This is a genomic window from Jutongia hominis, from assembly GCF_014384965.1.
Lineage (GTDB): Bacteria > Bacillota > Clostridia > Lachnospirales > Lachnospiraceae > Butyribacter > Butyribacter hominis.
In genome coordinates this window covers 65,465-80,389 of the sequence record NZ_JACRSW010000040.1, presented here as the reverse complement: position 1 = coordinate 80,389, position 14,925 = coordinate 65,465, and the positions used below count along the sequence as shown (strand labels likewise).

Annotated in this window: 14 protein-coding genes and 2 tRNA genes; 3 read left to right on the top strand and 13 right to left on the bottom strand. The window is 39.3% G+C overall.

The genetic code is table 11. The features are described from left to right. Nucleotides 1-71 precede the first annotated feature (71 nt). Complete coding sequence (locus tag H8700_RS11550) at nucleotides 72-2,222, top strand: glycoside hydrolase (protein ID WP_249305728.1); 2,151 nt, start codon at nucleotides 72-74, stop codon at nucleotides 2,220-2,222. A 255-nt stretch (nucleotides 2,223-2,477) separates the two neighbouring features. Here H8700_RS11550 and H8700_RS11545 read toward each other — a convergent pair whose 3' ends face one another. The 8 genes from H8700_RS11545 to H8700_RS11510 form a co-directional block, all read right to left on the bottom strand. Beyond that, entirely contained in the window at nucleotides 2,478-3,341 is an 864-nt protein-coding gene (locus H8700_RS11545) for a transporter substrate-binding domain-containing protein (RefSeq protein ID WP_022142403.1), read from the bottom strand. 267 nt (nucleotides 3,342-3,608) lie between these two features. Then, the gene (locus H8700_RS11540) at nucleotides 3,609-4,373 is read right to left on the bottom strand and encodes an amino acid ABC transporter ATP-binding protein (RefSeq protein WP_249305727.1); all 765 of its coding nucleotides are present in this window, start codon (nucleotides 4,371-4,373) and stop codon (nucleotides 3,609-3,611) included. A 6-nt stretch (nucleotides 4,374-4,379) separates the two neighbouring features. Beyond that, nucleotides 4,380-5,054: an amino acid ABC transporter permease gene (locus tag H8700_RS11535; RefSeq protein WP_249305726.1), complete on the bottom strand. Its 675-nt coding sequence runs from the start codon at nucleotides 5,052-5,054 to the stop codon at nucleotides 4,380-4,382. Beyond that, the gene (locus H8700_RS11530; protein WP_408610863.1) at nucleotides 5,035-5,676 is read right to left on the bottom strand and encodes an amino acid ABC transporter permease; all 642 of its coding nucleotides are present in this window, start codon (nucleotides 5,674-5,676) and stop codon (nucleotides 5,035-5,037) included. The genes H8700_RS11535 and H8700_RS11530 overlap by 20 nt, the downstream gene beginning before the upstream one ends. A gap of 105 nt (nucleotides 5,677-5,781) precedes the next feature. After that, a complete protein-coding gene (locus H8700_RS11525) occupies nucleotides 5,782-5,985 on the bottom strand; it encodes a hypothetical protein (RefSeq protein WP_249305725.1) in 204 nt (67 codons plus the stop codon). A 43-nt stretch (nucleotides 5,986-6,028) separates the two neighbouring features. Beyond that, on the bottom strand, nucleotides 6,029-6,217 hold the full coding sequence (locus H8700_RS11520) for a PDC sensor domain-containing protein (RefSeq protein WP_249305724.1): 189 nt from the start codon (nucleotides 6,215-6,217) through the stop codon (nucleotides 6,029-6,031). Nucleotides 6,218-6,366: 149 nt separating this feature from the next. Further along, entirely contained in the window at nucleotides 6,367-7,215 is an 849-nt protein-coding gene (locus tag H8700_RS11515; RefSeq protein ID WP_249305723.1) for an MYG1 family protein, read from the bottom strand. A gap of 217 nt (nucleotides 7,216-7,432) precedes the next feature. After that, the gene (locus H8700_RS11510; RefSeq protein WP_249305722.1) at nucleotides 7,433-8,641 is read right to left on the bottom strand and encodes an NADP-dependent isocitrate dehydrogenase; all 1,209 of its coding nucleotides are present in this window, start codon (nucleotides 8,639-8,641) and stop codon (nucleotides 7,433-7,435) included. Between the two features lie 398 nt (nucleotides 8,642-9,039). Between H8700_RS11510 and H8700_RS11505 the strand changes: the two genes are divergently transcribed. Then, on the top strand, nucleotides 9,040-9,960 hold the full coding sequence (locus H8700_RS11505) for a S1 RNA-binding domain-containing protein (protein ID WP_249305721.1): 921 nt from the start codon (nucleotides 9,040-9,042) through the stop codon (nucleotides 9,958-9,960). A 4-nt stretch (nucleotides 9,961-9,964) separates the two neighbouring features. Here H8700_RS11505 and ispF read toward each other — a convergent pair whose 3' ends face one another. The 3 genes from ispF to H8700_RS11490 all read right to left on the bottom strand — a co-directional run bounded on the left by ispF (nucleotide 9,965) and on the right by H8700_RS11490 (nucleotide 11,300). Further along, complete coding sequence (gene ispF, locus H8700_RS11500) at nucleotides 9,965-10,510, bottom strand: 2-C-methyl-D-erythritol 2,4-cyclodiphosphate synthase (protein ID WP_249305720.1); 546 nt, start codon at nucleotides 10,508-10,510, stop codon at nucleotides 9,965-9,967. A gap of 613 nt (nucleotides 10,511-11,123) precedes the next feature. Further along, nucleotides 11,124-11,197, bottom strand: a tRNA-Met gene (locus H8700_RS11495). Nucleotides 11,198-11,227: 30 nt separating this feature from the next. Further along, nucleotides 11,228-11,300 (bottom strand) — tRNA-Val (locus H8700_RS11490). Between the two features lie 223 nt (nucleotides 11,301-11,523). On the opposite strand from H8700_RS11490, the gene H8700_RS11485 reads away from it, so the two are divergent. Then, a complete protein-coding gene (locus tag H8700_RS11485) occupies nucleotides 11,524-12,405 on the top strand; it encodes a VanZ family protein (RefSeq protein ID WP_249305719.1) in 882 nt (293 codons plus the stop codon). A 255-nt stretch (nucleotides 12,406-12,660) separates the two neighbouring features. Here the strand turns inward: H8700_RS11485 and ytvI are convergent, their stop codons facing one another. Continuing rightward, nucleotides 12,661-13,794 carry a sporulation integral membrane protein YtvI gene (gene ytvI / locus H8700_RS11480; RefSeq protein WP_249305718.1) on the bottom strand — a complete coding sequence of 378 codons (1,134 nt, stop codon included), beginning with the start codon at nucleotides 13,792-13,794 and terminating at the stop codon, nucleotides 12,661-12,663. 24 nt (nucleotides 13,795-13,818) lie between these two features. Further along, complete coding sequence (locus H8700_RS11475) at nucleotides 13,819-14,670, bottom strand: DUF368 domain-containing protein (protein ID WP_022142413.1); 852 nt, start codon at nucleotides 14,668-14,670, stop codon at nucleotides 13,819-13,821. Nucleotides 14,671-14,925 lie beyond the last annotated feature (255 nt).

Genomic DNA, 14,925 nt, shown 5'->3' with positions numbered 1-14,925 from the left:
AATTTCTATATTCATCAAGTGTATTTTAGATATGCTAGATACAATAAAAAAGAAAGGAAAGGTGAAAGAATTTGAGCAAAACACTATTTCGAAAAGTAATCGCCACGACACTAATAGGAAGTCTGACACTTTCTGTCCTATGCAATGTGCATACAACTTGTAACACTAACAACGGAAAAGTAAAGGCAGCGGAAAACACAGTAATTTCTGTTGATCCGACGAATCGTTCTACATTTCATGATACAAATCATAACAGTTATGGCGAATTTCAGGGGTTTGGTACAAGCCTTTGCTGGTGGGCAAACCGTGTAGGCTATAGCGAGGCTCTGTCTGAGCAGGCAACTGATGCTTTCTACGATAAAGAAAAGGGGCTGGGAATGACGATCGGCAGATACAATATCGGTGGCGGAGATGATCCTTCTCATGATCATATTACACGTTCTGATTCCAAAATTCCCGGATATGCCGTAAATCCAACGAAGATCACAACCAAAGAAGAAGGGGAACAGTTTGATCAATACGATCTGACTGCCGGTTATGCTTGGAATTATGACTGGAATGCCGACAAGAACCAGTTAAATGTGTTAATGAAGGCAGCCAAAAAAGCAGGAGAAAATTTCCTTGGAGAAGCTTTTTCCAATTCCCCTCCATACTTTATGACAAACAGCGGCTGCTCTTCCGGAGGAGTCAATTCTGCTGAAAATCTCAGAAGTGATTGTCATGTTGCATTTGCAAAATATTTAACGGATGTCACAAAACATTTGAAAGAAAAGGGCTATTCGTTATCAAGTTTAGAACCGATGAACGAGCCTTCCGGTGGTTGGACAGCTTTAAATTCCAAGCAGGAGGGCTGTAAAATAGAGCCGGATTCCATTTCTGCTTTATTGCCAGTTGTGAAAAACGCCATGCTCACAAACGGATTAAATGATATGGTCCTTGCGGGATGTGACTACTCAAGCACAACAGATACCAATGCATTCTTTTCCAAAATAGACAGTACCTCCCAAAGCATGTTAGACCGAATGGATATCCATTGTTATACCTATAACAAATCCAGTGCCGCTTATACCAGACAGGCTGCACAGGATTTAGGAGTCAATCTTTGGATGTCAGAAGTAGATGGTTCTTATAGTGAAGGAACCAACGCACAGGAGATGAGTGCTGCCTTAGGTTTATCAAAAAATATGACAGGACAGTTAAATTACCTGATGCCTTCTGCCTGGGTTCTTTGGGATGCAATTGACATTCATATCGATGCCAATAACAAATACGATGCTGACAGTAAATCTGCTGAAGAATATAAGGATCTTGATAAAAATGGATTCTGGGGAATTGCCGTAGCGGATCATAATCAGGAAAAGATCGTATTAACCAAAAAATACTATGGAATGGGACAATATTCCCGCTATATTAAGCCGGGTTATACTTTGCTTGGCAGCACTTCTTTGTCTTCTAAAAAATTATATAGTACAGCAGCATTTGATGCCACAAGCGGAGATACTGTGATTGTTGTCACCAACTTAAATGACGAAGCACAGAACACAGAAATTGATCTGTCCGCGATTGACTTTTCTACTGTAGATACGCAAAAATATACCGGTTCTTTTGCACAATCTACGATGGAAGTCATTCGTACCAGCGGAGATCTTGCAAACGGAGAAAACTGGGCAGACGTAACTTCTGAAACAACGGATTCATCCACCACGGTCAGCACATGGAATCCATCTGCCGGAAAGATCAGCACAACCTTAAAAGCAAACAGTATTACAACCTATGTGATCCATTGTAAAAAAGTTGAAAAAGCACCTGTGATCAACACTCCTGCTCCATCAACAACGCCATCTGCAGATATACCAGCCGTATCCGCAAAACCAACGACATCTACAGATACACCAGCCGTATCCGCAAAACCAACGACAGCTCCGTCAGCAAAAGCCGTAAAAAATCCTTGTAAAAAGATCAAATCAGCGAAAAAAAATATAACGATCAAAAAAGGCAGTTCAAAGACACTTACTTTCCCGGTAATGAATACTGTTACCTCGAAAAAGACTACCGATAAGGTCACCGTTACCTCTTCAAAGAAAAAGATCGTAACCATCAAAAAGACCACAAATGCTGCTAAAAAGATTTCCGTGAAAGTCAAAGCACGCAAAAAAGGAAAAACAATCATTACCGTAAAAGCAGGAAAAAAACGTGCAAAAACGATCGTAAAAGTAAAATAAAAAACACAATATAAAAGGGCTGTGACAGTACAGAAAAAGCATAATGCAAAAGAACCGTGACAGCACGGTACAAACACGATGTAAAAGAACCGTGACAGCACGGTAAAAACACGATGTAAAAGAACCATGACAGTACAACCCAAAATACCGGCTTGCCAAATACTTGCAAGCCGGTATTTTAATTTTAAAATCCTTTGATACATACAACTTTTCCTACCGGAAAAACTGTCGAAACGTCTTTATCGGATCACTTTTTTATTTTGTCTGGCCACCTTCGATAACAAGTTCCTCTTCGTATTCTGTACCATATGTGTCAACCAGCGTTTCTTCATAATCTTTGTGGAAGAACTTCTCGTTACCAAGGCTCTTGATCTCATCATTTAACCAGTTTAATACAGTCTTGTTGCCTTTTGTTACGGCAGGAGCGATCGTATCGTTATCACCAAGTTTAGAGATACCGACTGTATAATCTTTGTTCTGCTTTGCAAAAGCGATTACTTCTGTGTTGTCATTTACCCATGCGACACCGTTTCCATTTTCGAGTGCGTTCTTTGCTGTTGCATAAGAATCATACTTCTGTAATGGGATGTCAGGATAGTTTTCCATCAGATATGGTTCTGCTGTTGTTCCTGAGATAACGATAAGCTGGTCTTTTGCATTCCAGTTATCCAGGCTCTTTACAACTTTATCAGAAGGTGATACCACGCCTAATGCTACATTCATATATGGGAGTGCAAAGTCTACTTCTTCTTTTCTTTCATCTGTTACCGTGAAGTTTGCAAGGATCACATCTACTTTTCCTGTTTGCAGATACTCAATACGGTTAGCAGCTTCTGTTGATACGAAGTTTACTTTGACACCAAGATCTTTTCCTAAACGGTTTGCAAGATAAATGTCATATCCCTGATACTCACCGTTTTCATCCACATATCCAAATGGATTTTTATCAGAAAAGACACCAATGTTGATCGTACCGCTCTTTTTGATCTGATCGAGTGTACGGAATGCTTCTTTTCCTTTGCTACCGGAATCGCTCTTCTTTGCATTTCCACAAGCTGTAAAAGAAAATGCCAATGCACCAACTAATACAAGCGATAAAAGTTTTTTCCATGTCTTCATAATTCTATATCTCCTTTTCTTTCATAATGCGATCAGATTTTCATGCTTTTTTTCTAATAGCATACTGTTTTAACATTCTGATCTTTATATTGAAGTGACTGTTTTTTTGTCACTAAAATAACACTTTTACTAAAAATATAGCTCTGTTTCAAAGCCATTTCTATGGCCTGAAATATTTCTTTGAACCGCTATCCTTCGTAATTTCTATAGCCTGAAATGTTTCTTTAAACTGCATACTTCACAAGTTTTGTTCCAGAGATACCGTTATTATACTTTCTCATGCGGCTTTACATCATCAAAAGCGAACATATTTAAGAACTGCTTTGCACGCGAAGTCTTAGGATGATTGAAGAATTCATCCGGTGCAGCATCCTCCACAATATTTCCATTGTCAAGAAAGATCACGCGGTCCGCAACGGCTTTTGCAAATTGCATCTCATGGGTTACGATCAGCATCGTGCGTCCCTGTGCGGCAAGGTTTAACATAACATCTAAAACTTCTCTTACCATTTCAGGATCAAGTGCGGCTGTTACTTCATCAAATAGCAGGATCTCCGGGTGCATACAAAGTGCCCTTACAATCGCAACACGCTGCTTTTGTCCACCGGAAAGCTCTCTTGGATAACTCTTTGCTTTCTCTGCCAAACCAACTCTTTCGAGTAAAGCAAGTGCTTCTTCTTTGACCTCGTCTTTTGGTCTTTTCTGCACTTTGATCGGTGCTAACATAATATTATCTAAGACGGACAGATGCGGGAACAGCTCATAGCTTTGGAAAACCATTCCGATCTTCTGGCGAAGCTGCGTCAGATTCTTGCTCTTTGGCTCGATCTTTTCCCCATCCAAAAGGATCTGACCTTCCTGGATCGGCTCAAGTGCATTGATACAACGAAGCAGAGTACTTTTACCGCACCCACTCGGTCCAATGATCACAATGACTTCTCCCTGCTTTACCGTCAGGTTCACATCATCCAATATCACATTGTCTCCAAAACTCTTTTTCAAATGCTCTATTGTTAATAATTCTTTTTCCAATGCAGCTTACCTCCATTTCTTTTCCAGATAACGTGCCAGCATACTGATCGGCCAGCAGGCGATAAAATATAAGATAAATACCGTCAGATAGATACCAAATGCGGCATTTGGGCTCGACATTCGATTGGCTTCGATGATCTGCTGTGATACCTTTAACACTTCCACAACACCGATCATTAAGATCAGACTCGTTGTTTTGATCATTCGTGTGATCAGGTTGATCGACAGTGGGATCAAACGTCTGACTGCCTGTGGAATAATGATATAGCGGTATGTCTGTGCCATACTCATTCCAAGTGCTTCACTGCATTCATATTGGTGCTTCGGGATCGATACCAATGCACCACGGACCAGATCACTCATTTCGGCTGTTCCCCAAAGTACAAAGACAATGATCGAAGCAGTCTCACCGGACAACTCCCAGCCAAAAATTCTTGTCGTTCCGAAATATACGATAAAAAGTAAGACAAGCTGCGGCATGATCCTGATAAATTCAAGGTAGATCCTAAGAATTGCTTTTGTGACCTTATTTTTCCATGTCATCACAATACCAAGAAGGATACCAAGTGGCATACTGATAATAACCGATACCAGACTGATCCAGAGTGCCACCCAGAGTCCCTGTAACAGACGGATCATATTATTTCCTTTTAATAAGACATCAAGCCCCAAATCCAGCATAGCGCAGCCTCCTTTCTAACAGACTGCCAAGGATCGATACCGGAAGCAGAATGATAAGATAAAATACAACCAGAAGGAATAAGCTTTCTGTTGTCTTATAATATACTCCGATCAGATCTTTTGCGGTAAACATCAGATCCATCAGACTGATCGCACTAAACACGCTGGTTTCTTTCAGCAAGAAGATCACATTTGCCATAAATGCCGGTATACTGATCGATACCGCCTGTGGCAGAATGACATAACGCATTGCCTGATAATTACTCATTCCAAGGCTTAATGCACTTTCTTCCTGAATCGGCTCGATCGTTTCAAGACCGCTTCGGAAGGCTTCTGCCATATAACTTCCGCCAAGGAATGCCAAACCTGCCACACCACAGGTGTTTGCGTCGATCGAAATGCCGACCTTTGGTAATCCATAATAAATGAAAAATAATTGTACCAACAAAGGTGTGTTTCTACTTAATTCGATATAAACTGCAACGATCGTTCTTAATACCGGAACTTTGTAATATTGGATCGTTGCACAGATAAGACCAACTATAATTGCAAATACAATACCTAAAGCACCGATCTTTACAGTCAATATGGCTGCTTTCTGATACATGGGCAGATATCGCATAATAAAATCCCAATTCAATGCAGTCACCTCCTATCTTGTTTTCGTGCTTTCTATACTTATATCTTATGCACTTCGGATAACAACTGCTATCATACTCTTATATTCCTACTTTGTCAATAGGATATCTATACATTCTTGTTGATGCACCACTACTGTACGAGCAGTTTCCCATTCCATTAAAAAAAGTGCAAAGCCAGCGCTTTGCACTCCAAGAATTGCTAAAGCAATTCTTGTTGATGCACCACTACTGTACGAGCAGTTTCCCATTCCATTAAAAAAAGTGCAAAGCCAACGCTTTGCACTCCACACTAAGACTTTTTACGTGCCAATCAAAGTACTGATATCATCAATATTATCCGTAATCTGCATGATCTTCCGTTCTGCCATTTCCATTTTTGAAGCCTTTGAGGTTCAATTCCGGTAAAACCTTTGTGATCGTTGTATTTCCGCTTTCTTTAGGAAGATAATCTTTATTATTGTGTCCTACAACACTTCCATCAGCAGTAACCAGGAAGGCACTCCGGTCTTTGTTCTCTGCCACTTTTTCATGCCTTTTCCTATTGACATATATCTGCCTCGTTCCCCTTTATTTGTACGATTTTTATACAAATTGTACAGTTTCTACTGTGGATTATATCGTATTATTAACAGGTAGACAATATATAAAATCAGATTTACAGACCATCCGGATCAGTCTTTCTTTTTTAATTCCATCGCTTTTTTTGCTACGCAGACAGCATCTTCTAATTTTTCTGCCGCACATAAAAAACCGTTCGGATGACAAAATCGCAAAGATGCAATCCCGGTAAGTGCTACTAATTCTTCTTTTGTCTTACCGCACCATGCATCCGGGAACGGACAAACCAAAGTAGTATCTTCATTGCTGACCGGAACTGCCTGAACGCTATATCCGCCACGGTTAGACGGATAGATTGTAAAAAGATAACTGCTTCCTGTCACTTCTTTCTTCCATGGGGCAAACCTTGGCAGAATCAAAATCTTGCCATCTGACCGTTCCATTGCTTCTTTGACAAGTGCACTGCCCCTCTTCGCTCCTTCCACAGATTCAAAATGGTTACGCAGGATCACCTCCGCCATTGCCTCGGCTTTCCAGAAACAGTCGTCATAGGATTCCGTGCTGTCCCATCCCGGATTAAACTCACCAATCACTTTTGCAAGCATATTATCACATCCGGTATTATCGGATTCATCTAACGGCTGAATAAACTTCTCATCAAAATGAACCGCTTCCTCTTCACCGATAAAATCCGCTCCGAATGCACGCCATATCAATCCGAAAGCTGCGTAAGGGCAGCCGTTTTCACGATATTCTTTGTCCTGCTGGTGATGGTCAAACTCACCTCTTCCGATATCATATACGATCCCATCAAAATTCTCCGGGACATCAAACCCTCTTTCTATTGTGATCTTAGGATTCAGAATCCGAAGAAATGCTGTTGCGAACACATCATCCGAATGAAATTTTCCACCATGTGTAAATCCTTTATCCGGTAGATTTTGCATATTATATTTACTCATCTTTTTCCTTTCTTGTTAAACCGCCATAGAACGTAAAGCCAACTGCTTGGGCAAAAACAAAATGATCATGTAACAAAGATCCAGAAACGTTACTTTGTGTGCAACACTTCCGGATCCTTTGTACAATATATTTCTGCTTTATTATGAATGCTATTCCTTATCCACATGAAGCAATCACTCGTTTATAACCCATTCTGTGTTCGCTTTGTCGGGATAATTACATCATTTTCTCTAAACTCTCACGAATTGCTTTGATAAAGTTTTCGCTGTTTAATACCGTAACATTTTCCATGCTTGTGATCAGTGCCAGATCTTTTGTCATCTTTCCTGATTCGATCGTACCTAATGTTGCTTTCTCAAGCTTATCGGCAAAATCGCAAAGTGCAGGGATCTGATCCATTTCACCACGCTTGCGGAGGGCTCCTGACCAAGCAAAGATCGTTGCTACAGAGTTTGTAGATGTCTCTTCGCCTTTCAGATGCTTGTAATAATGTCTCTGAACAGTTCCATGTGCTGCTTCATATTCATAAACACCACTTGGCGATACCAGAACAGATGTCATCATAGCAAGTGATCCGCATGCAGAAGATACCATATCGCTCATAACATCACCATCGTAGTTCTTACAAGCCCAGATAAAGCCACCTTTTGCTTTCATAACACGAGCTACCGCATCATCGATCAAAGTATAGAAATACTCGATACCTGCTGCTTCGAATTTCTCTTTGTATTCTTTATCATAGATATCCTGGAAAATATCTTTAAAATTATGGTCATAGATCTTTGAGATCGTATCTTTTGTTGCAAACCATAAATCCTGCTTTGTATCTAATGCATAACCAAAGCATGCTCTTGCAAAGCTTGCAATTGATTTATCTGTATTATGTATGCCCTGAATGATACCCGGTCCGTCAAACTCCTGAATTGTCTTACGCACTTCTGTTCCATCTTCCGCTGTAAAGACTAACTCTGCTTTTCCCGCACCCGGAACTTTGATCTCTGTGTTTTTATAAACATCACCATAGGCATGTCTTGCTAATGTGATCGGTTTTTCCCAGTTTTTTACACAAGGTTCGATTCCCTTAACCTGAATCGGTGCACGAAATACTGTTCCGTCTAATGCAGCACGGATCGTGCCATTTGGTGACTTCCACATTTCTTTTAAATTGTATTCTGTCATTCTTGCGGCGTTTGGTGTGATCGTTGCACATTTAACAGCTACACCATATTTCTTCGTTGCCTCTGCCGAATCTATTGTAACCTGATCATCTGTTTCATTACGATGCTCTAATCCCAAATCATAATATTCTGTCTTTAAATCAACAAACGGAAGTAACAGCTCATCCTTGATCATTTTCCAAAGGATTCTTGTCATCTCATCTCCATCCATCTCTACCAAAGGTGTCGTCATCTGAATTTTAGCCATTCTCATTTTCCTCCAATCATTTACATTCGTCTATAGCAACGCCGGTTTTCTTCTCCTGTGCTGCCGCAAATAAGCCTACATCTATAGATGATATCATAAACCCTGCCTTTTGTCGATAAAATACTTTTTCCTGTGTTTTACCTTACCCTTTCTATGAAATAAGTGTGTAGCAGCCACCTTCTCTTGCATTCAATCAAGCATTGATCCCCTACAGTATCCTTTTTATATTAAAGAAAAATGCTTTCCTACCATTCCGTTCTGTTATTGCTTTCCTACAGAAAAAAGCTTACAATAAATAACAAATCCCTGTCCTCTCGAAATCTTCCGAGAAAAATCCGTCCAAAAGGATTCATTTTTAGAAGATACCGAAAGTACATATTATACACAAGGAGGTTCTTATGGCAGAAGAAAACATGAAAGATTTTGAAGACGAGATCAACCGTTCTTTTAAAGTATTAAAAGAGGGCGACATTTTAGAAGCACCGATCATCGGTATATCAGATACAGAAGCAACCGTCGACTTGCAATATTATACAGAGGGCGTGATTCCTCTGGAAGAATGCAGCCACGATCCTTCCTTCTCGATCAAAAATGATCTGAATATCGGAGATATTGTAAAAGTAATGGTTATTGATGCAGAAAGTGCAAGTGGCAATGTCGTCTTATCAATGAAAGCAGCCAATGATGAATTAGTCTGGGATGAATTGCAAAAAGATTTTGAAGATCATACAGTCTTTTCTGTAAAGATCACAGAGGCAGTCCCTGCAGGTGTTGTCGGCTTTGTAAAAGGGATACGTGCCTTTATTCCGGCTTCTAAACTTGCCTTAAATTATGTTGAGGATACAGACAGCTATGTAGGCATGACCGTGGAAGCTGTCATTTTAACTGTAGAACCGGAACATAAAAAGCTTGTTCTATCAGCAAAAGCAATCGCAAAAGAACAAGCATTAGCCGAGAAGAACCTGCGTATTGGCAGACTGATGGTGGGTGATATCGTCGAAGGTACGATTGAACGAATGGAATCCTATGGTGTCTTTATCGCACTCGGAGAAGATATTTCCGGCCTATGTCACATTTCACAGATCACGAACAAATTTATCAAGTCTCCAAAAGAAGTCTTAAAAATGGGTGAAAAAGTCAAAGCAAAGATTCTAAAGATCGAAGGTGACCGTATTTCTTTAAGCATCAAAGCATTAAAAGAAGACGAACCGGACACAGAAGAAGAGACTTTCGATATTCCGGAAGAATACAATGCCGATTCCGAAGAATCGCACGATGAAAGTCCCTTCGCAAAATTATTACAGGGAATTAAGCTATAATGTATTACACTCTCCGGCAGCCACTACAGCCATTGCATCCGGTCTGTGGTGCTGCCATATCTGATGACATATGCTCATACATTGATGAGATCGAACAGATTGCCTGTGAAGATATTCCTTCTTTCTGACCGGTAAAACCAAGGCCTTCTTCTGTCGTTGCCTTCACATTCACACGATTCTTTTCAATTCCAAGTGCATTGGCAATATTTTCTTCCATCTGCTCAATATACGGACGCATCTTTGGCTGTTGTGCAATGATCGTCGCATCAATGTTTTCAATCATATAGCATTCTTTTTCCAAAAGCTTAGCAACCTTTTCTAATAAAGCAATACTGGAAATCCCCTTATACTGATCATCGGTATCCGGAAAATGCTTCCCGATATCTCCAAGTGCCGCTGCTCCAAGCAATGCATCCATGATCGCATGTAAAAGCACATCTGCATCGGAATGACCGAGCAGTCCTTTCTCATACGGTATCGTTACACCACCTAAGATCAGTTCCCTATCCTCTACTAATCTATGCACATCATATCCCATACCTACACGCATCTTTTTTCCTCCCATTCTGTCTTTTCATCTATACAAAAATTCATCCTATGTCCTGCCAAATCCTATCATTGGAATGTTATCACTGCGTCATATCCCAATATAGTATATTTTCCCATTTCTATTTTGTCCTTCCTTTTGGTTTGACACGACGATTGGTTAGGATATCTGATTTTTTAAGCTTTTTTGCTTATTGGGCGCGGGTCATAACTGTAGGGGCGACTCAGCCTGAGTAGCATTGCTGTTTGGGACACGCTCCCGCTTCGCAAAGCCACGTAGCGCACACATAGCACTGCAAAAAGCGTGTCTCTCTTTTTGCAGCGCAAGTGGCGACGGCCTTTGAGATTCCCAAACAGCAATGTACATCAGACTGGCCTTGCCCCTATATCAGATGAGAGCGCCCATAATAAGAGCAAAAAAGCAAAAAATCTTAGATATCCTTAACAATCGAAACAGTGCACCAAAAGGAAGAGCAAATAGAAATGGGAATGCATTCATTTCGATATGACGCATTGTATGATTTTGCATATGATATGATAGGATCTGTCAGGACTTTGTTGGTGTTTTTATAAAGTAAAAAACCCTACAGAGCAAAATCTGTAAGGCTTTAAACAAGTAGCGGAAAAGGGATTTGAACCCATGACACTACGGGTATGAACCGTATGCTCTAGCCAACTGAGCTATTCCGCCATATTATTTTTATCGCTAAAGAAAAACCTATGGGACCTACAGGGCTCGAACCTGTGACCCTCTGCTTGTAAGGCAGATGCTCTCCCAGCTGAGCTAAGATCCCGTTTTCGTTTCACACGACTTGTTTACTATATCAAACACATTAAAATCTGTCAACCCTTTTTTTGAAAAAAATTTATATTTTTGTTTAGAATGACGATTGCTTTTTTTTCAAAATCTTCTATAATGAAATAACGTATGATGAAATTGAATTGGACCATACTAAAAACTAAGAAGAAAAATCTTTTACCAAGAAGAAAGATACTTCGTAAAAAAAGGAGAATTCTATGAATAAACGTTCCGTTAATATCAGTAGTTTGGTTATACTGCTGTCCTTACTTTCATTTCTTTTTGAAATGTGTTTATATTATTTTATACCACAGCATCTGATCACTGTTGCAGTAGCAGCAATCATTTCACTGGGACTTGCACATTTCTTTTTGGAAAGTTCCCTGAACTATGATTATTGTTTTTTACATGCATCTTTTATGACGATTACATCGACAGCATTTACGATCATTGTTTACCTGATGCAGCCAAATGTCTGGATTGCATATGATTACAGCCTGATTGCTTTGATCATTGTAAACTGGTTCATTCCATTTGGCTACTGCTTTATCCGCGATTTTTGTGACCGTGGTCCGCGTTTTGCCGAATACTTATTTTTCTTTTACGGAATGAGCATTCTTTTCCTTATAATTTATGCAATCGCTTTAGTTAAGCTGCTTTTTGTCACACCGCTACTTCCACCTTATGAAACAATGGATTTTGGTGCACATAACTTTATTCCATTTATGGCAACCGGTAATTATATTGAAGATGCTTTATCACATCATGCCTCCATTACCAAAATGATCACCTATATGCTTGAAATGATCGTCCTTGGCATTCCTGCAGGTTTTTACATCAGAGTATTTTTAAGAAATCATTCGATCACACCTCGTATTTTCACATATCTGTTCCTGCCATTTCTGCTTGAATTTATTCAGTTCCTGACAGGCATCGGCCGGGCTGATATTGATGATTATACCTTTTATCTGATTGGCATTCTGGTCGGTATTGCAATCTATTATATCGTATACCGTATTTCTTATGAAGTACACAAAAGAGATTTTTTAGAAGATCGTACCGTTGTCAAAAAGCTCTGGCACTTCCAGGATAACTATTAATTCTGGATACGAAAAGACAACTTTTGAAAGTTACAATGTTAAAAAAACAAATGACCATAAGATCTTTGTTAAGTTTTATCATAACAGGCTCAAAAAGCATAAATTATGATAAGCTGATACAAAGATTCTATGGTCTTTTTATTACGATATTCTTTTCTAATCAGGAAGTTTTTCTATACTTTTATCAAGAAACCATTCTCCTATATTGCTATCTATACAGAAGTTTTTCTATACTTCTATACTTTTCTTTGACCTTTAATATTTACGGTATTCATTCCAGTCATCAAGTAATATCCTGATACCGCGGATCTGTGAATCAAATATTCCCTGTTCCACAAAGGCTACAACAATCATTCCAACCGGAATACCTACGATCAAACCAAGCATACCGATCAAACGATATCCAATGAACATAGATAACAGCGTAGCAAACGGACTCATGCCAATGTTGTCGCTGACTAACTTTGGTTCGAGCAGACGATGTGCCAACAACGAGACAAAGTAAGTAATAACTAATACAACAACACTCAGATAATCTCCGGTCAAAGCACAATAAATTGCCCATGGAGTAATAATAATTCCTGTTCCAAGGAATGGAAGGAAATCAAGAAAAGCTGTTACCAAAGCTAAGACAACTGCGTATTTCGTATGCAAAATACCACCAAATATCACAAACAATATTGCAAATATAATGATCATAATCTTAAATAATGCCTTGATATATCCTGCCAGTGCACGAATGCAGGTATCCATTGCAACATTCCAAATATCTTTGATTCCTTTTGGAAGATATTTCTTAAATGTTGCTTTGATCTCATTTCTCTGTACAACAAAGAAATAGGAAATCATTAAAGTCAGTATACTCATTACAATGATATCGATCAAAGAACTTGCGAACGAACCTACTGCGGAGATAGGACTGGTCTTTAATGAATCAAAAAATGATAAGAAGAAGCTGTTGAGCTTACTGTCATTTTTGTCGATCAGTTCACTGATATTGTCTGGAATAAAATCAAAATGCTGATGCAATTTTCCCAATGAATCCTGAAGATTTTGCACTACCTGTTCATAGACTCCCGGAAGATCCTTTATCAGACTGCTTACCTGTGCTACCGTCACATAACCGATGCCATAAAGCAATGCACCGACTGCCAGAAGCACCAGCACAATGACAATCACAGAACCATGTTTTCGCATAATCTTAATTTTATTTTCCAGGAACCGTACCATCGGATTAGCAATTGCCGCTATGATCCATGCCACGATCAATGGCATAAAAAAACGTATCAACGGTGGTACAACAAAGACAATACAAAGCAGTATCATCAATGTCCACAACAAATTCATATAAATTCTTTTATGCAACTCTTTTTTTCCTTCGTTACCCATACAAACGCCCCCGTTCTTTTGTATTTATTCGCCACCGAGTTTTAAAGCAAAAATGCCGCCTAATACCAATGCGATGATTCCTGTTACGATCGTAACAGCACCAATGCCTGATAATGCAGTTCCCATCAAAATAACAACTGGGGAAGAGATCACTAAACCTAGAATTGCAGAATAAGTAAGTCCTTCTGCTTTGTTTAACAGCCATTCAATGATCTTAGCGATCGCAAAGATACCAAGTACCACTCCAATACCAAACGGTACAAGGATTGCACCGATATGAAGTACATTTCCCCAGTCTCCGCTTGTAGCTGCTTTTACAAAGTCTGTGATTGCTTTCATGATTGGATTATAATATCCCATGATCATTAGCATCATAGATCCACTGACACCCGGTATAACCATCGTAGCTGAGGCGATCACACCGACTACAAACAACTTGATCAACGATAACACCCCGATCGTTAATGCGACATCGGTTCCGTTACCGCCAAAATATTGCATTGCAATGATCGATGCAAAAAAGATCAAAAAGACCACTCCATTGGCAATTCCGATTTTTTGCTTTTTGACTCTCTGAAAAAGCATCGGAACACCACCAAGAATCAGACCGATAAAGACCATTCTTGTCTGAAACGGGAAGTTCTTATCCAGATACTGAATCGCAAATGCCAACCCGACAATGCCGACTGCCATACCTATAAAATATGGAAGAAGCATCAATACGCTTTTCTTAAACTGCTTAAACAGATGCGTGATGCAATAGATAATATCATCATAGATACCCATAGAAACCATCATCGTTCCACCGCTTACACCGGGGATTGCATTCGCCACACCAATTACAACACCTTTTAGAATGTCAATTAAATATTTCATGATACCCTCTTTTCTCTTCAAAGTCTCCCTTTGAAATATAATTTTCTATAAATATAACATACTTTATTTTTTCATACAATTACCATTACCTTAATCTCAAAGCATTTTTCCATTGTATCTGCTCATTTTCTGCTGTTTTTTGACAATTTATTCTCTTATTTTTAACACCTTTGTCCTATGTTTTTGAATTCGTATATTCTCGTATTTTTAATGCATGCAATTCTGTTTGTATATTCTTTGGCTTTTTTACACTTA

Bases quoted from the DNA above. Each gene is read 5' to 3' on its own strand.
- H8700_RS11510 (WP_249305722.1), bottom strand. From the start codon at position 8,641: ATGGCTAAAATTCAGATGACGACACCTTTGGTAGAGATGGATGGAGAT.
- H8700_RS11530 (WP_408610863.1), bottom strand. From the start codon at position 5,676: ATGCGATATCTGCCCATGTATCAGAAAGCAGCCATATTGACTGTAAAG.
- H8700_RS11535 (WP_249305726.1), bottom strand. From the start codon at position 5,054: ATGCTGGATTTGGGGCTTGATGTCTTATTAAAAGGAAATAATATGATC.
- H8700_RS11485 (WP_249305719.1), top strand. From the start codon at position 11,524: ATGAATAAACGTTCCGTTAATATCAGTAGTTTGGTTATACTGCTGTCC.
- H8700_RS11545 (WP_022142403.1), bottom strand. From the start codon at position 3,341: ATGAAGACATGGAAAAAACTTTTATCGCTTGTATTAGTTGGTGCATTG.
- H8700_RS11475 (WP_022142413.1), bottom strand. From the start codon at position 14,670: ATGAAATATTTAATTGACATTCTAAAAGGTGTTGTAATTGGTGTGGCG.
- ispF (WP_249305720.1), bottom strand. From the start codon at position 10,510: ATGCGTGTAGGTATGGGATATGATGTGCATAGATTAGTAGAGGATAGG.
- ytvI (WP_249305718.1), bottom strand. From the start codon at position 13,794: ATGGGTAACGAAGGAAAAAAAGAGTTGCATAAAAGAATTTATATGAAT.
- H8700_RS11515 (WP_249305723.1), bottom strand. From the start codon at position 7,215: ATGAGTAAATATAATATGCAAAATCTACCGGATAAAGGATTTACACAT.
- H8700_RS11505 (WP_249305721.1), top strand. From the start codon at position 9,040: ATGGCAGAAGAAAACATGAAAGATTTTGAAGACGAGATCAACCGTTCT.